At 45.4% G+C, this 17,852-nt stretch carries 15 protein-coding genes; 11 read left to right on the forward strand and 4 right to left on the reverse strand.

What is annotated here, in order from left to right; genetic code table 11:
- Window positions 1–65: 65 nt before the first annotated feature.
- On the reverse strand, window positions 66–326 hold the full coding sequence (locus tag EFB11_RS16015) for a Txe/YoeB family addiction module toxin (protein ID WP_071428849.1): 261 nt from the start codon (window positions 324–326) through the stop codon (window positions 66–68).
- Window positions 326–592 carry a type II toxin-antitoxin system RelB/DinJ family antitoxin gene (locus EFB11_RS16020; protein WP_122791366.1) on the reverse strand — a complete coding sequence of 89 codons (267 nt, stop codon included), beginning with the start codon at window positions 590–592 and terminating at the stop codon, window positions 326–328. Before EFB11_RS16020 ends, EFB11_RS16015 begins: the two co-directional genes overlap by 1 nt.
- Window positions 593–737: 145 nt before the next feature.
- Between EFB11_RS16020 and EFB11_RS16025 the strand changes: the two genes are divergently transcribed.
- The 7 genes from EFB11_RS16025 (at window position 738) to EFB11_RS16050 (ending at window position 11,179) form a co-directional block, all read left to right on the forward strand.
- The gene (locus EFB11_RS16025; RefSeq protein WP_122791367.1) at window positions 738–7,217 is read left to right on the forward strand and encodes a Cna B-type domain-containing protein; all 6,480 of its coding nucleotides are present in this window, start codon (window positions 738–740) and stop codon (window positions 7,215–7,217) included.
- A gap of 62 nt (window positions 7,218–7,279) precedes the next feature.
- Window positions 7,280–8,278 (forward strand): hypothetical protein, encoded by a 999-nt coding sequence (locus EFB11_RS16030; protein ID WP_122791368.1) that lies wholly within the window; start codon window positions 7,280–7,282, stop codon window positions 8,276–8,278.
- Between the two features lie 11 nt (window positions 8,279–8,289).
- Complete coding sequence (locus tag EFB11_RS17600; RefSeq protein ID WP_442906889.1) at window positions 8,290–8,532, forward strand: AbrB/MazE/SpoVT family DNA-binding domain-containing protein; 243 nt, start codon at window positions 8,290–8,292, stop codon at window positions 8,530–8,532.
- Between the two features lie 153 nt (window positions 8,533–8,685).
- The gene (gene vapB, locus EFB11_RS16035; RefSeq protein WP_122791369.1) at window positions 8,686–8,916 is read left to right on the forward strand and encodes a type II toxin-antitoxin system antitoxin VapB; all 231 of its coding nucleotides are present in this window, start codon (window positions 8,686–8,688) and stop codon (window positions 8,914–8,916) included.
- Window positions 8,913–9,314: a type II toxin-antitoxin system tRNA(fMet)-specific endonuclease VapC gene (gene vapC / locus EFB11_RS16040; RefSeq protein ID WP_122791370.1), complete on the forward strand. Its 402-nt coding sequence runs from the start codon at window positions 8,913–8,915 to the stop codon at window positions 9,312–9,314. Before vapB ends, vapC begins: the two co-directional genes overlap by 4 nt.
- A 57-nt stretch (window positions 9,315–9,371) precedes the next feature.
- Window positions 9,372–10,202, forward strand: coding sequence for a Fic family protein (locus tag EFB11_RS16045; protein ID WP_122791371.1), 831 nt, complete (start codon window positions 9,372–9,374; stop codon window positions 10,200–10,202).
- Window positions 10,199–11,179, forward strand: a complete 981-nt coding sequence (locus EFB11_RS16050) for a hypothetical protein (protein ID WP_122791372.1) — start codon at window positions 10,199–10,201, stop codon at window positions 11,177–11,179. Before EFB11_RS16045 ends, EFB11_RS16050 begins: the two co-directional genes overlap by 4 nt.
- A gap of 100 nt (window positions 11,180–11,279) precedes the next feature.
- On the opposite strand, the gene EFB11_RS16055 is transcribed toward EFB11_RS16050, so the two are convergent.
- Complete coding sequence (locus tag EFB11_RS16055; RefSeq protein WP_122791381.1) at window positions 11,280–11,564, reverse strand: helix-turn-helix domain-containing protein; 285 nt, start codon at window positions 11,562–11,564, stop codon at window positions 11,280–11,282.
- An 838-nt stretch (window positions 11,565–12,402) separates the two neighbouring features.
- Between EFB11_RS16055 and EFB11_RS16060 the strand changes: the two genes are divergently transcribed.
- From EFB11_RS16060 to EFB11_RS16070, 3 genes are all read left to right on the forward strand, one after another.
- Window positions 12,403–13,620, forward strand: coding sequence for a hypothetical protein (locus EFB11_RS16060; RefSeq protein WP_122791373.1), 1,218 nt, complete (start codon window positions 12,403–12,405; stop codon window positions 13,618–13,620).
- Window positions 13,621–14,145: 525 nt separating this feature from the next.
- Window positions 14,146–14,565 (forward strand): plasmid mobilization protein, encoded by a 420-nt coding sequence (locus tag EFB11_RS16065; RefSeq protein ID WP_122791374.1) that lies wholly within the window; start codon window positions 14,146–14,148, stop codon window positions 14,563–14,565.
- Between the two features lies 1 nt (window position 14,566).
- On the forward strand, window positions 14,567–15,916 hold the full coding sequence (locus EFB11_RS16070; RefSeq protein WP_122791375.1) for a relaxase/mobilization nuclease domain-containing protein: 1,350 nt from the start codon (window positions 14,567–14,569) through the stop codon (window positions 15,914–15,916).
- Window positions 15,917–15,949: 33 nt separating this feature from the next.
- On the opposite strand, the gene EFB11_RS16075 is transcribed toward EFB11_RS16070, so the two are convergent.
- Window positions 15,950–16,525: a recombinase family protein gene (locus EFB11_RS16075; RefSeq protein WP_164706827.1), complete on the reverse strand. Its 576-nt coding sequence runs from the start codon at window positions 16,523–16,525 to the stop codon at window positions 15,950–15,952.
- Window positions 16,526–16,733: 208 nt separating this feature from the next.
- On the opposite strand from EFB11_RS16075, the gene EFB11_RS16080 reads away from it, so the two are divergent.
- Window positions 16,734–17,810: a DUF3801 domain-containing protein gene (locus EFB11_RS16080; RefSeq protein ID WP_122791377.1), complete on the forward strand. Its 1,077-nt coding sequence runs from the start codon at window positions 16,734–16,736 to the stop codon at window positions 17,808–17,810.
- The last annotated feature ends 42 nt before the right edge of the window (window positions 17,811–17,852 follow it).

The raw sequence follows: 17,852 nt of genomic DNA on the forward strand, positions 1-17,852 counted from the left end.
GGAGCCGACACGAAACTGTGTCGGCTCTTTTTGTTTTCATGCCTTGATGAGTAGGCTGACCTTTCTCAATCGTCATAGTGGCCCAGGCAGGAAATAATATAAATCACCTCGCCCTGCTCATAGTAAACAATGCGATTGGTTTCATCAATGCGGCGGCTCCACCAGCCGCTCAGGTTGCCCCGCAGCGGCTCCGGCTTGCCGATCCCCTGATAGGGGCTTCTCTGAATATCCTTTATCAGCGCGTTGATCCGTTTCAGTGTCTTTTTATCTTGTGTCTGCCAATACAGATAGTCACTCCATGCCCGATCCTCCCATAACAGCTTCATCAGTCCACCTCGGTCAAGTCATGCTCGGCAAAATGGGCCTTGCCAGCCTTCACATCTCGCATGATGCTCTCCAAATGCCGGAGATTACTTTCCGAATAAAATGGATCGGCTGTCACCTCAAAGGGAATTCTCTTTTCACGTGTTACTTTTGTTGCAAAAATCGTGAAAGCAGTAGTCATGGAAAGTCCCATAGCCGAACAAACGTCTTCCATAGATTTTTTCAGTTCAGCGTCCATACGGAAATTTACATTTACAGTTTGTGCCATGATTAACACTCTCCTTTCTGTATATATTATAGCATATTGTAATGAAAAAAACAACATTCTTCATTACAAATTCAAGCAGAAGATAATCAGAAGCGGTATTCGCTTTTGTTGAGATAGATATTTTGTAAAAAGGAGTGAGGTCCTAATGAAAATACCATGGCGATGGAAAGAAACGCTAAAACAAAATGTCGCACGCTTTCTGGTCGCCTGTATGATTGTGACCCTTATCCCGACTTCGGTCATCACAATGGCATCTGCCGCTCAGGTCGTTGTCAAGGATGAGGAAGAACTTCGTGAGGCATACGAAACTGTCAGCAATGGCGATATCATTCGTTTATCGAATGATATTCAACTTAGCGAACCGCTGCAATGGGATCGGGATATCAGTATCACCATTGATGGCAGTGAGAATCTGTATAGCATTCTACCGGCTGCTGATTTTCCCACGGCACCGTATGAACAGCAGTTTTTAATCAATATCACAAAAACTGATGTTCATTTTTATCACATCATTATAAATGGTGACGATCGAGTGGGCGGCATCAATATCTATAATGACTGCTCACAGGAACAGAATTACCACTTCGACGCGATGACAGTCAAAAATACTAATCGCGGTGCAGGCAATGGCAGTGGCATTTCCATTTCTTCGTACAGCGACAGTGTGCCGGTGACCAATGGTTTTACGGGCGTGAACTCCACCCGCGTAACTATTGATAATGGAACAATTTTCACCAATAACTATCTCGCTCCTGATGATAGCAGCAGTTTTGGCGCGGCGTTGTATACACGTGGTAATATCCTGGTCAACATCGATGATGCAACCTTCAGTAAAAATACAGCGTGCTCAGGCGGCGCGATCAGCCAGACCTATTCGTACATCACGATGACCAGCCAAACGGTGTTCACCGAAAACCATGCCGGGCAGCGCGGCGGCGCGATCATCTGTAATGGCCCTCTGTTGATGGACGGCACGCAGATCTCTGGCAATACATCCGACCAGTTCGGCGGCGCGATCTTTGTTGCGGCGCATACGGGCAACCATGGTCAGGTGATCATGAAGAACGGCGCGTCGATCACGGGCAATACCGCGAACAGCGCGGGCGGCGGTATGTACATTTCGGACGAAGCCGAGGTTTATCTGGATGAAGCATCGAACGGCCAGCCGATTTCTGTCACAAATAACCGTGTGCCCAGTGCAGGCGGGGCAGACAATGAGAAGAACAATATCTTTGTTGCGGCAGTTGGCGCAAAGCTGTATGTGGCGTCGGCGCATACAAAGGGCGAGATCGGCGTTTCCACGCAGAACCCGTATAAGAGCGAAGATCTTGTCTGGTCTACCACGACAGAAGCACTGAACACAACTCCGAACGGCTCTGCCAAGGGTCTGAATGGCTGTTTGCAGCGCATGGGTGTGGCTACCTATCAGCCGTACAGTATCCAGACCAATTTCACGGAAGATCAGTATGCCCTGTTCGTTTATGACAGTGAAGTGTATCAGCTCGTGAAATCCACGACCGGCAACGACGCAATCATGCTGACCTACGGCGAAGCAGCGATTGTTTTCGATCTCAATCTGCCCGGTCAACCGGCTGAGGTCGTTGAAAAAGTTGCAGCCGGATCGGTAATTAAGGTGCCGGATGTACAAGATCAGACGGTCGGAAATACCAAATTCACCTTCCTGGGCTGGTATACGGAAGCGGAAGGCGGCCAGAAGGTTACAACGGTAACGGGCCAAGAGGCCGGAGTTGTCGTGTACTATGCGCACTGGAAGGTAGAAAGCGCCGGTGGTGGCAGCGGCGGTGGCAGCATTGGTACAGGCTCGCTGCGTATCGTGTATTTCGACCAGAATACTGGCAGCGGTGGTTTGACATCCGCTTATATCCTTGCCGGTGACTTTACGATTACCATCTATGACGATGAAGGTAATTCGGAAGAAAAGACGGTCACACTGCCGTTTGCATGGCCGGAAGACCCGGCGCGCAAGGGGTATGACTTCAAGGGCTGGGGTGATACGCCGGATGCGACTACACCGGTCAACACCAATGTTATCCCGGATAATGGCGAAACCCTGTTTGCGATCTGGGAGGCGCATACTCATACGCTGACCTGGGACGCCAATGGCGGCCAGGGCGGAACGACAACAACGCAGAAGTACGACGAATTGATCGTACCGCCTGCCCAGGAGCCGACACGCGAAGGTTACACCTTTGGCGGCTGGTATATTGACCAGAAATGTACCGTGCCGATGTCCGGCGATATGACTGTAACCGGCGACCAGACATTCTATGCGTCCTGGTTGTCCGAAAAGGTTATCGTTACTTACTATGACAGCCGGGAAGGGACCTCCGTTGTCGGTACACAGGAATACAACTATGGCGATGTACTGAATCCGTTAGGACCGATCACCAATACGTCCGGACAGACCTTTGTACGGTGGGAAACAGAGGATGGCCAGGAGGCAACCGGCATTGGAGAACTGAACAATGCAGTTTTGACCTACCACAAGGGCAATAATGGTGATGATGTATCGTCGGCAGATGGATATTGGGTGCTGGATCTCTATGCAGTATGGGCCGAAGAAACCACCGACTATATTGCAACGATCAAGTGGAATGACCTCCAAAATAACGATGGATGCCGCCCGCAGTCGGTCAAGCTGGGGCTGATTAGTTCGGTCAATAATCGTTTGGTGGGCGAAGCCACGGTCCCGGATGATGGCACAGATGTACAGACGTATACGTTCACTGATCTGCCTATCACGACCGCAGATACGTCTGTTGAAAAGATCACATACAGCGTATTCCTGTTGGGATATACGGACGCAGATGGCACATACCGTGAGATCAAGGATACCGCAGCATCTTCCGGTGAGATCATCGGTTCGACCTCATCGAATTATGATGATGCTGTATTTACGACATATCGCTATGCCATCAATAACTATACCACCGGTGCGACGGCAGCCGAGTATTCCGGCTCCATCTTCCTGGATCACGATCTCATCACCACCGGCGATGATATTCAGTTCAGCATCCAGTGGGAAGATGAAAGCGATAACGACGGTAAGCGTCCGGGAGCTGTCACGCTGGTTTTGTACGCGGATGAAATCAAGGTAAAGGATAATCCGCTGCACAATTCGGACACAGGTGTTGTTAGTGCATCGACCTCGAATTGCAAGGTTTCTGACGATGGCAATGTGTGGACGTATACATTTGAGGACTTCCAGAAATATAATGCTGGACAGGCAATCAACTATACCGTCGCAGTTACCAATCCGGACGAAACCACGAAATTCGACCTGAACGATTACTCTACGACGTATCTGAACAGCAAAAACGATGCAGTAGGCGATGCAAATGGCGCGATTATTTCCCGTGCAATCGAGTTAACGGATAAGACTGTAACGATTACATGGGATGATGAATCGAACCGTGATGGCATCCGCCCGGAAAATGTAGTCGTTACCCTATCGGCCTACCAGTGGAATAACAAAACATACCGCTGGGAAGAAATCATGGTTGATACCGCCGATGTAACGGGAGCCGATGATGAGGACACTTGGAGCTATACCTTTGAAGATGTAAAAAAATTCAATGGTGGCCAGGAGATTATCTATAAAGCGGCTATTACATCGGATCTCAATGCTCATATCCCGGTTGGTGCGAATCGCTACACGGCAGTGGCAAATGAGCTGGACATTGTAGTTTCCCATGATTGCAATGTAAAAAATGTGCCCGTTACCATTGAATGGGATGATGCGCAGAACACGGATAATATTCGTCCGTCCACAATTATTGTGCAGCTATACGCTGATGGCGTGCCTTTGGAGGGTGCCGCATATGCTCACCTTTTAAGTGGCAATCTGACAGCCGATACATGGGAGTACACGTTTGAGAATTTGCCTGTAAACCGTGCCGGTGAAGAAGGGCAGGAAATCGTGTATACCATTGCTGCTGAAGAAGCGGTTGAGGATTCTCTGTACGGGACATATATCTCCACTGCAAACGGCGAAGAAGAAGAAATTGTCCGTTACACGGCCAGCTACATGAGCGCAGCCGGAGAAACTACGGATGATCTCACCGAATCGGCGTATCCCTATGTGAAATTAACCCATGGAACGGATCAAGGTACGGTCAATCTGTATGCCAGCTGGCATGATGACCAGAACCGCGACGGTAAGCGACCGAGCAGCATTCAAGTGGATCTGTACAAGCAGGTCGGCAGCGAAAAGACATTTATCCAGACCTACACGGTAACAGCTGGGCGGGATAATTCGTGGACATACACGGTAAAGGGCTTGCCGCTGAACGAAGATGGCCAGAAAATTACCTATCTTGTTGATGTCAACGAGGATTTCCGTCAGCAGCTTGAAAAGAGTGGCTATACCTGTTCGATGGAAGGTAACACGGTCCATCTGTACTATACGCCGTCTGTGGGCTATGTTACTGGTCATATCAACTGGAACGATAATGGCAACAATGACAACCTGCGGCCGGACAGCGTAACTGCTACTCTGTATGCGAACGGCAAATCCACCGGGCAGACGCTTGAGCTGAACGCAGATAATGACTGGACGCAGACCTGGAAGGACGTTGATAGCTACTACAACAACAACGGTACCACCGGCACACCGGTCGTCTACACGATTGTTGTTGATGTGCCGGACGGCTACACGGTCAGCTATACGCCAGAGAGCACCACGACGGTCGATCCGCAGACCATCAACATTGACCTTGCTCATGGAGTAGATCAGCAGGCCCTGGAAGGCGCGATTTACTGGAATGATAGTGGCAATCAGGATGGCAAGCGACCGGATAGCGTAAATGTTCAGCTTTATGCGAATGGCGAAAAGGTTGTAGGAAAGACTGCTGATGTCACCGGCGAAGGAGATATCTGGACAGTCAATTTCTCCGGCCTTGACAAGTATCAGGATGGCGAGCTGATCGACTATACCATTCGGCTTAACGACGATACCGGTCGGACCTATGAGGCGTTGACCGCGGGCATGAATTTGTATTTGTCGTATAACGCAGCCGTTGCCGACATTGAAGTATCCTTCCGCTTTGACGATCGCAACAATGCGGACGGTGTGCGGCCGGATGCTCTGTATCTCAATCTTACCGCAGATGGCATGCCAATCGATGAGGCAGACTACAAGCGCACGGTTAATTTTGATACGGATGGCATGACGTGGACGTTTAGCGACCTTCCGGTCTACTCGACCAATGGCACAAAGATTGCCTATAACGCAGAGGTTGAGCTGTCTGCTGATTATGGTGCGACAGATTACACGGTAAAAACGTCGCGGGATGTTGAGCTTTCGGAAACGAATAGCAATAACAACCAGATTATTATTACCCTTTCCCGTAGCAGCAATACCGACACGGAAACGGGCCATATCTATTGGTTTGACGCGAACAATCAGCGTGGCAACCGCCCGGACAGCCTGACTGTTGTTGTCCGTAGCGATGCCAGCACAGCGGTTGTCGGCACCTACACGATCAATAGCAAGACCGGCAAAGTGACGGATGCAAAGAGTAATGAAGTTGGCAGCGTAACAGTTTCCGAATGGGGTTCGGACGGCTCATCCTGCTGGACGTACACCATTGATGGTTTGACGCAGAATGCTGTTTATGACGGCGTATCGAGTGAGATTTTCTACACCGCAACGGCCAATACTACCGGTGTTACGTCGTGGTATACGGTTTCCGATGGTATCAGCCTTGATATTGCGCTGACTCATAAAAACTATTTGGACGATGTGGGCTCCAGCATGCAGGATTTCTCCATTACGCTGAGCTGGTTGGATAACAACAATGCCTGGAACTACCGCCCGAATACGACCGGCGTGGATATCACATTGCTGGCCAACGGCACTGAATACGACAGTATCCATTTAACGCAGACCGCTGTGGCCAGCGGCAATGATAATGCGTGGGAATACACGTTCAACGATCTCCCGACCTACCTCAACGGGAATGCTGTTGTATGGACGGCACAGATCAATGACATTGCCAAGTACACGCGGGATGGAACATTGATTTCGATCTCTAAGATCAACAGCCGGATCAAGGAGGGTAGAAGAATGAAGAACAACCAAGTTTGCCATGCGTGCGGCGCTGAGTTGGAGATTGTTGAAAATCACGGTCGGATACAGGGCACACATCCCAAATACCGCGTTTGCTGCACCAATGAAAAATGTACTCATTTTATAGGGGGAAGTTGGCAGCCCACGGTGAGAGCCGCATGGGAAGCGTGGGATAAGGAATGCAAACAAGGAAAAGGCCACAAAACGGAAAGAACAAGTAAAGATTTACTTGTTCTTGTCATCAATACAATCGTTATAGCAAGTAAAGATTTACCGGTCATCAATACGATTCTTGGTCGAGGGAATACAGCAGAAATTCGCCCGCGAAAAGATGATATCGTTATCTATGAGGTGAGCAGAAACGAGAAGAAGATGGTTGCTGCCGCCGGAATAGAAATAACAAGTAGAGATTTACCGGTCATCAATACGATTCTTGGCCGTAGGAATACAATAGAAATTCGCCCGCGAAAAGATGATATCGTCATCTATGAGGTGAGCAGAAAAGTGAAAAAAACGGTTGCTGCCGCTGGGTAGCAATAACGCTCGATGGAGCCTTACTCAAAGTAAGGCTCCATTTTTTGATGAGGTGAAACAATATGTCAGACTTTAGACAGATTTTTTCCGCAATGAATGAGTATGAGCAGTTTGTATGTACCATGTCCACTATGAGTCTGGAATTTTCGCTGATGCCCGAATGGGTACAGAATGTTGCGTATACAAAGTACCAGGAAACCTACCAAGAATTGATGGATATGAGGGAAAGAGATCCCAAAATAACTCCGCAGGATATTGTTCGGACAATGTGGACGGACAGCGTTAAAAACGGTTATATCGACACCGCTATGCGTGCCAATGAATTAGGAAAGAGCATCCAAGAGAATTTAGAGAATCTAAAAGATTATGATGCCGTGGTGGACTTTTTCCAGAATGGAGAAAAGTTTTTTCTGCATCAGTTAGAAGATGATCAGTTAGACGATGAACATGCAATCTTTTGGTCCATAGATATTGCAGGAGAAATTCCCGTAGTATTCGTGAAATTTGATGGCAATGACCACGTCACATATATGGATGTGTATCAGAATCCGATTGATCTCGAAACCGGGGACATCCATACCTATGAGCAGCTTGGTCAAATGCAGGCGCAGCAAGATAAAGAGGAACGAAAGAGCTATCAAAAACCCACCGGAAAACAGCTCACCATGGCTCGTGCGCTATGTGAGCAGCAGGGCATTGAAATGCCTTATTTCCCAACAAGACAAGCTTGCTCACATTTCATTGAAAAACTCGTTGAGCATCCTGATGAGCAGATCGGCCAGATGAAGCCGCAGGATCAAGGGGAGAAGGAGAGCCAAAAACCCACTGGAAAGCAACTCACCATGGCCCGTGCGCTGTGTGAGCAGCAGGGCATTGAAATGCCTTATTTCTCGACGCGAAAAGCCTGTTCGCAATTTATCGACGAGCTTATTCATAAGACCCAGGCACCAGAAGCGCCTCCACGCATGGCAGATCAACTTAAAAAGGCGAATCAGGTAAAACAGGAACATCAAAATCAATCTGAAGAAAGAGCAGGGACAGATCAATGTATTCAAATCTAATGCAAACAGGGATGAGTCGACCGATCGACAACCTGGGCCGGATTGTCATCCCCATGGAAATAAGGAGAGGTCTTGGATGGAAGACTGATGATCGGTTGGATGTTGCGGTCGGAACTTATAACGGCGAAGCAGCTGTTGTTTTATGCAAACGACATGTAGGGTGCATTATTTGTGGGACAACCCATGATTTGCAGGGCATCCCCGGAACAAAAAAGCTGATTTGTAAGAGCTGCATCAAAACGATCACAGAATAATCGTCCTTGGCGATATATTGTACCTTGAAAAACACGGTGGCCTACCGTCATATTTGTCGGCAAAATAATAGTATCCGTTGCCCGGAATTTAATGGTATAATCTATTGACAAATAATATATATTGTGATATATATTATTTAGGAGGTGGCGATCATGGATACTGCTAAAATTTTTGAAAATGGGAGAAGCCAGGCAGTTCGGTTGCCGAAGAAGTTTCGCTTTACTGGTGAGGAAGTTTTTGTTCAGCGGATAGGGAAGGCTATTGTATTGTTTCCGAAAGAAGCGGCGTGGCAAACATTTTTGAACGGCCTGAATGGGTTCACGGATGATTTCTTTGAGAATGGACGAGAACAGAGTGTTCCAACAGAGAGGGAAACCCTATGACCTATATGCTGGACACCAATATTTGTATTTATGCGATTAAGAATAAGCCTGAACAGGTCTTAAAGATGCTAAAATGCAAATTAGAACAGGGGCTCTGCATTTCGGCTATTACCCTTGCGGAGTTGGAACATGGTGTAGAGAAAAGCACACAACCAGAGCGGAACAGGGCAGCGTTGTTTCAATTTCTCGCTATCCTGGATATTTTACCTTTCGATGATTTGGCGGCTGCAGAGTATGGAGAAATCTGTGCCTATCTGCAAAAGCGAGGGACACCGATTGGAACAATGGATATGCTGATTGCTGGACACGCAAGAGCTGAAAATATGATTTTGGTGACTAATAATGTCAGAGAATTTGAACGTGTGCCGGACTTAAAAATTGAAAATTGGGCTGAATAGCGGAGGCCATAAAATGAAAAAGGCGTTGCGTCAGCAAATTCAGGAGACGAAGAATTCATGAATCAGGAAATCTTGCAGATGCTGCGAGAGCAGCATGAAATGAATCTGCCCGGTGGCTTGTACCACAAAGCACAGGTAATGCTTGCCTATAATACAAACCGTATTGAAGGCAGTAAACTGACGGAAGAGCAGACACGTTCCATTTTTGAAACGCATACGATCCTATCCGGCAACATGGTTTTGAATACCGACGATATTATCGAAACTCAAAATCATTTCCGGGCCTTTGACTTCATGCTGGAGCACGCGGAAGAAGATCTTTCGATTGATCTCATCAAGCAATTCCATGAGCTTTTGAAACGAGGGACTTCCGATGAGCGAAAAAGCTGGTTCAAAGTGGGTGACTTCAAAGCGCTGCCAAACGAGGTCGGCGGTCGGGAAACGGTTGCTCCGGAAAATGTAGAGCAGGAACTTCGGAAACTGCTTGAATCCTACCATGCGCTTTCGGCAGTCAAGGTTGAAGATATCATTGATTTTCACGCGAAGTTTGAATCCATTCATCCGTTTCAAGACGGAAACGGGCGTGTAGGACGCCTGATTATGTTTAAGGAATGTTTGAAATATGACATCATGCCGTTTATCATTGACGAGCAGCACAAAGCATTCTACTATCGAGGATTACAAGAGTATCCCAGAGAAAAAGGTTATCTCATGGATACCTGTTTATCCGCGCAGGATACCTTTACAGCGATTTATCAATATTTCAATCGACCGCGGATGAGCGAGCAGCTCCGCGCGGCCGAGAAACAGAAACACGAAGTACAGGACACACATGATGTACAACAGGTACAACAGACACAAGATGTAGCAGGGAGGGACATCAGATGAAAAAGGGAAAACTGATTGTAAGCACAGCGCTGGCATTTGCCCTGGCAGCCGGAATGACGGCCGGAGCCGTCGATCAGACCGCGAAAGCGACTACCAGCAAAGTGTTGGTGGACGGCAAGGAGATTTCCTTCACGGCCTACGAGATCAATGACTACAACTATTTCAAGCTGCGCGATATCGCAGCGGCAGTAAACGGCTCTGCCAAGCAGTTTGCAGTCGGCTGGGATGCAGCAGCGAATGCGATCAGCCTGACCAGCAGCACAGCTTATACGCCCGCAGGCGGCGAACTGGAACCGCCGGCAAGCATGGAGAATGCAGCGGCCAAGGAAACCAACAGCGCGGTTTCCCTGGATGGCACGGCACAGGGCTTCGACGCCTACGAGATCAACGACTATAACTATTTCAAGCTGCGTGACGTATGTGCAGCCCTGGATATCGAGGTCGGCTGGGATGCGGCAACGCAGACGATCACCCTGACAACCACCGGCGCAGCCGAGGACGAAGGGGAGCAGGAGCAGCCGACAGAGGAACCCCCGGTTTTGGAACCGACCGCCAGTGGCCACATTCTTAGCCCGGCCATTGACCAGCCGATCGTACGGCCAGAGGGCGAGAATGTGCAGGATGTGAAGGTTTATGGAGAAGTCTATAAGGGTATGACTCTGATTGCAGGTGCACAGTTAGAGTTCTACGCAGATAAGGAAGCTACTCAGCTTATCGGCACCACTACGAGTGATGAGAACGGGGAGTATGAGCTGATGCTCCCATTAGACATGACGCTTGATCCGTTTCATATCGGAAGATATAAAGGTCAAATCTGGGTGGAAGCTTATTGGGTAGATGCCCAAGGAAATAAGTATGCAAATGTTGCAAATGCTGCGAAATATAGCTCATTAGGCACTTTCGATGATTTTAGTATTGAAGTTGATGGTGGTATTAATAGTTCGGTTTGGCTATTGAGCAGCCCCACCAACTGGTAAGCACAAGTAAAAGCAAACGCCGACATGAATTTCATGTCGGCGTTTTTATATCGATTAGAAAGGCAGGAGCCGACACGAAATTGTGTCGGCTCTTTTTGTTTTAAGCGTTTGGCACAAATTCCAGTTTTAGCTGCATGCCAAGAGCGACTGCAAGGCGCTGCAAGGTTTTGATCGAGGGATTGGCCGTACCATTCTCCATGCGACTGATATCTGCTTGGGCAATGCCGGTCAGTTCCGATAACTGCTTCTGCGTTAGATGCTTCTTTTCCCTGGCATCCAAAAGCAAGCGAATTAACTGAAACTCCGGTTCCATTGCATCCCAGGCTTCTTTGAATGCAGGATCACTCATCTGTGCATTTAAAGTTTCACGATAGCTTTTTCCCAATGTTATTCTTCCTTCTTTTTCTACTTCTCAAATTTGAGATGCACCTTGTACCTCTTATACCTTTTGTACTTCTTGTACTAAGCTTGTATTTTAAAATTTGACATGATATAATATCAATACAAAGGGGCGCTGCGACGTGCGGCTGACCTCAGTTAACGCTTATGAAATGACTGCTTAACCTTGGTCGGGGGCAGTCATTTCGCATTTATGGTCAATATGTACAGCCAAACTGTCCTATATCAAATCTTACGTCACGAGTGTTGACACTTCCCCCGGATTCATCCATGGGGAGTGTCAATTTTACCAATTAGCTTGAATAGTCATTTTGTTATTTTTCATGGATAGTCTTTTCTGACGATTTACCACAATTTGATATAAAAAAATACATGTCTAAAAAACGATGGGTTTTCGGACATGTACATTTTCGCTCAATTTTCTATATCATACCATTACTAGCCAAATGTTTCAAGACAAAAATAGAAAAAATATCAATTTCTTTATAATGGCAATCTCTTGTGGATAAGTGATTATTGACAACGCAGGTGATTTATGCTATTGTTAATTCAGTGATTTGAGAAAAAAAAGAGTTGGCCTCCAAGCCAACTCTCTTAATACAAATTATCCGCCACAGGTGCTCCAACACCGGTGAGCGGTTAAGATCTGACTCCACCCAGATCCAAACAGCGCCAATGGCGCATAACTCGTATTTATGTATTCATTATATACAGAACCCCGAGTTATGTCAAGTTCATGCGTAGGTTTTCGATAAAATTTTTATCGGCTGGTGTTTTCAGATACATCAGCCGATTTTTTATTTTTATTTTGTGAGGTGACACAAATGATTGCAACTGGATATACACAGATTTACAATAATGTCCTGTGCGACAATCATTTGTCCCTCACTGCCAAAGGCTTGTACAGCATGATCAAATCCTTCATCGGCCTTCCCTCTTTTACGCTAACAAAAAAGTTTATTGCTCTGCATTGCTCGGACAGCACCTATGCAATTAACAACGCCTGGAAGGAACTGAAAGCGGCAGGCTATTTACAGCACTATTTTTATAATGCTGATGATAATACCTTTTGCCATATATTCAATCTCTGCCAAATGCCAGCAGCACCGGCTGCATATCAATACATTGATTCGTCGGACCGCCCCAATGGAGATTGTCAATTCATCGAAGCTCCGCAGCGTGGAAATTTTACGAGAATCTCAACTGCGCTACTCCGCAATAAAAATATTGCGCTGCCATTGAAAGGTCTGTTTTCGTTAATCACATATCTGATGCAAATTCCGGATTTTACATTAAGGCCAAATGGTATCAGATATTTCTGCAAAGAAAAGGTCAAAAAATTTGCAACCTTGTGGCGGCGTCTGAAAATCGCCGGACTGCTCAAACAGCATCGTTATCCTGGTAATGATGAGCCTACATTTACGTACTCCTATGATCTGCTCGATCAGCCGGACACCGAAACGCCCTATCTCGTTAATCATCATATGGATGGATCGGTATCATCAGTCACAACGATTGATAATAGTGTACCTTCCAAAAAAAATCGCTCACATAAAAATCAAAAAAAGAAACATCGTCAAAAGAACAATCTGATTTTGCGGCATAAATCAACGCCTTCTACATCTACGACGTCTACGGAAACTTTCAATCAGATTAAACAAGCGATTGATTACGAGAAATTACAATCCAAATACGATCATGATTTAGTGGATGTCACCGTAGCTGCGTTGGCAGATCTGCTACATACTCCTACACTGTTCATCCAGCAGCAACGCATTTCTCTGGATGAGCGGCAGTCCCTACTATCCAATATCCGATATGATGATGTTGTTGCATTCTTCGCCAGCACCAAGATCGATCTGACACATGCTACGAATCGGGTACTGTATCTCAGGTCGATTGTATACCACTATTTTTCTCAGCGGCAAGCTACTTCGGCCAAAGCGGAATCTGTTTCTGATCCTTCATCGGAGCTGGAGCCTTGGGAAATCGATTGGTTGCAGGACATGCAGTCCAGGCGAAAAGCCAGTCAAAAAATTTAATGTGCTGTAAACAGCCGTACCGAAATTATTTTTCGGTACGGCTACCAGTCGTTGTGTAATTCGAAAGAAGTCCCAGGATAACTGCCTGGGACTTCTTTATACTATACCATAACCCTATTTTCACAGGGTATCCTTTAATGCGTATTATGCAAATTGGCATTTATGGATTCTCTGATTATTGGATAACCGGGCATAATAATAAAACTCTCTCCAATAACATTTGTATAATAACTCTTTCGTTTAATAACACTTGTGTTTGCGAGTGAAAGCTAGTATAATTTTTTTCAGATTCTACCCCCTTTGGCTTCCTCTGATTTTTTACTCCCTCGATAATCAGCCAGAGCTGCTAAGCACAAAACATGAAAAACAGTAGAGGAAAAAAAGGGGGGATGTCTGGGATAGCAAGCATAGGAAGTGTATATACACTTCGCCATTTTGCAAAAAATGGTTTTGCAAAAAAATTTGGGGAAAACCCCAATCCCCTGACTTGACTCAAACGAAAAAACGAAATAAAGATTATTACCGATGGGTGATAATAACGCTCGATGGAGCCTTACTCAAAGTAAGGCTCCATTTTTTGATGAGGTGAAAAAAATGAATCTTGAGAAAAAACAGGTACGGAGAAAAAGAAAAAATCTGATGATTTTTTATGTCACAGATGATGAGAAGAATATGATTAAAGAAAGGATGAAAAATATAGGAATGAGAAATTTCTCTCAGTATGCTAGAAAGATGGTACTGGATGGCTATGTAATACGACAAGACTTTTCAGAAATCAAGAAGCTTACTCAAGTGCTGGGTTACTTATCGAGAAATATCAATCAAATTGCATTACGTGTAAATCAAACCCACAATATCTATCAATCAGATATAGAGGATTTACAAAGGGACTATGCCAGTGTAAAACGAAAACTTTTAGATTATCTGAGTAGCAAAGTTGACTGATATGGCATATACAAGTATTCACAATATTAAATCAACCGTGGAAAAGGCGATTGCTTATATTATCAATCCTGATAAATGCGAAGGATATGTTTCAGGCTATAACTGCGAACCAGATGTTGCGGATATTGAATTTCGAATGACCGCTGCTTTAGCTGAGTTTGAAAAAGGAAACTACTCTAAATGCGGCACAGGAAAAACAAACTTGGCTTATCACATGATACAATCATTTGCACCAGATGATAATATAACGCCTGCACAAGCCCATGAGATTGGCCAACGATGGGCAGATGAATTCTTGGGCGGAAAATATGAATATGTAATTGCTACTCATGTCAATACGGGTATCATACATAACCATATAATATTTAATGCGACATCATTTTATGATTTCAAAAAATTTGATAATTATAAGACTCAAAAACGAATGAGAAGTATCAGTGATAGAATCTGCATGGAAAATAATCTTTCCGTTATTAAAAGTCGTGATAACGGAAAGGCTTCTTATTATGAGTGGACCATGAAAAAAGCGGGACAATCTTGGAAAGATCACTTGAAAGAAAGTATTGATGCGGCTATCACACAGAGCGACTCAATAAAAGATTTTTGCGACATTTTAAAGATACACGGTATACAGGTTTCAAATGTTGATGAGCATGAGGGAAAGTATATTCGCTTTCATGTCGAAGGGGTGAAAAGAGTTTGTCGCGGCCGGACAAAAACATTAGGCGCTGACTATACACGCGAACGAATTATACAGCGAATTGAACGATCTATATGGGAACGAAGCCATAGGTTCGATGAATCACAACAATTTGCTTATTATGTTGAGCGTCAATCAAAGGCTCAAAATGTGGAGCGTACAGCGGAGCTGCTGATGGTCTTAGATACAATCCATACTGAAAAATTATCGTCCACAGATGACATTCAAAATCGCTTGGATGGGATCAATGAGAAAATCGTGCAACAACGTGAAAAGATAAAAGAGATCGATGACAAAAATGTAGCATATAAAAAAGTCGCCTCTTTCTTGGCGACCATAAAAAAATATGAGCCGATACAATTTGAGCGAGAAATGCTTCACGGACGAAAACTACGCCGGTACGAAGAATTACATGATGCCGAACTCCGAGCGTACAGTTTTGCAGTTCAGCAGCTCGATAAGATGGGATTGAATAGTAGCATAGATTTGGATAAGGTCATCGAGCTGATACATAATCGTGATCGGGAAATTGAACGCTTAAAAAGTGGCATTGGCAACATCGAGCAGCAGGCACAGCAGTTGCAAAAAGTACAGAGCCTTATCAAAGATATTCTACGAACTCCACATCAACGATCGGAAACAATACGATAAAAAAAAGACACCACTTTAGAGTTGGTGTCTTTTTTAGCAGTTTAAATGTCGTTTGGGAGGTATACCGTAAATTGCCAAATACTTATAAAACGAGGATCGTGAAATACATAGACGATTGCAAATTTCCCTGACTGGTAGATCTGAATGAAGATAGAGATCGGTAGCATTTTGTATGCGTGAAATGTTAATTGGCGGGCGTCCACCATATCGTCCTGCATGGCGTGCGGCTTGGATGCCAGCCTTGGTACGTTCCAAAAGGACATCGCGTTCCATCTCAGCTACTAGGGCTAATACGCCAAGCAAAAACCGCCCTGTTGCTGTGCTGCTATCGATACCATCTTTCAATGAGATCAGCACAATTCTTCGATCCAGGAGATCATGAGAGAGCTCCAACAGCTCGGACGCAGTTCGGCCTAGGCGATCCAGTCGCCATATGACTAGTGAATCTCCGGCCTGAAGCTCGCTTAAAAGAGATGTTAAGTTAGCTCGAGGCTTTATGCCCGAGCCAATTTCAGTTACAATACGTTCAACTCCATGATAGTTGAGCGCCTCAATTTGGAGATCCAGGCTTTGTTCACGGGTACTAACACGTGCATATCCAACAACCAAAAAACCACTCCTAGTGTCGAAAAATAGATGATATTCTAATAATATAATAAAAAAGAAAAAAATTCAATGTACATGTCCGAAAACCCATCGTTTTTCAGATATGAACAAAAAGATAAATATTCGTGTTGAAAAAATTGTATTATATTACAAAAATATGAAAGGCATAGTATGCTTTTTGTTAAACCATGAATGAAAAGGGGGAGAGCGCATGTACCAAAATGATTTATCTACTAGCACCTTAGAAGTTGTATTAGGTCGAGGTGCATGGGGGACCAGAGTGACACTGGACCTAATCATACGAGCATTGATTGCGTACCAAAAGCATCATTACAAAGCGGTTCACACTGGAGAACAGACTATGAAGCACTTCAATGAGAGCCATTTGTCAAATGAATGGGCCAAAATTAACGATAAGGATGTTTGGGCCATCCGTGCTGCGTTAAAGCGCTATCATGTGGACTTTCACATCGAACAGACTGAAGGTTCTGCTGTGCTCTTTTTCAGGGCGAAAGACCATCGGCTTATCAATTATGCGTTGGAGCAGGTAGTCAAATCAGCAATGGAGGCCCAGAAATATCAAGTACAGGAGAGTCAGGATCAGGATCACGCTCCCGCAGACAGAAGTAATCCGGCGATTGAGCCGAATAGTCCGGTTTTACTACAAGGCACACAAGATCAATACAAATCTCCGCTGTATTTATTGATGAGTAATCCTGAGAGATCGGAAAAAACAAATAGTGCAGCCTATGTCGAGGTAGAAAATAGCCTACGTTCGGCGTTTGATAAGCTGCAATCGTTCATGAAACGTTCTATGATATTGGATGATTCCTCTACTCACGCTATTGGACAAGGCATCGAAAAGGCATTAAGTGATGTAGTGGATATGCTCAATCAACCGATTGACACGCTGACACCCGATATCATGCAGCAGGCGGCGCAGAAAACCCAGCAGGCCGTCGATAAGCTGGAACAGGCAATCGCTGCCCTGGATGCCGAAATCCAGAAAATCAGTAATGATGATATGGAGCAGGAGCAGGATAAAATTTATCAGGCATTTCAGGATGGGAAGATCCATTTACGCGATAATGGCGATAGTCATAGCGTTATCATAAGCGACAAGGATAGAGAGATTTATCGAGGGACAAAGGAGGAATGTGAACACTTTTTAGATTCCACCAAACCAAGAATGGATAAGCAAATTGCACATGCCAGAATCATTCAAATCACTAATTCTGAAAAAAGCCCAGATTTGCATCGCCAGCGTACACGCGGGATGGAACATTGATTTCGATCTCTAAGATCAACAGCCGGATCAAGGAGGGTAGAA

It is taken from the genome of Intestinibacillus sp. Marseille-P6563 (assembly GCF_900604335.1).
Taxonomy (GTDB): domain Bacteria; phylum Bacillota; class Clostridia; order Oscillospirales; family Butyricicoccaceae; genus Butyricicoccus_B.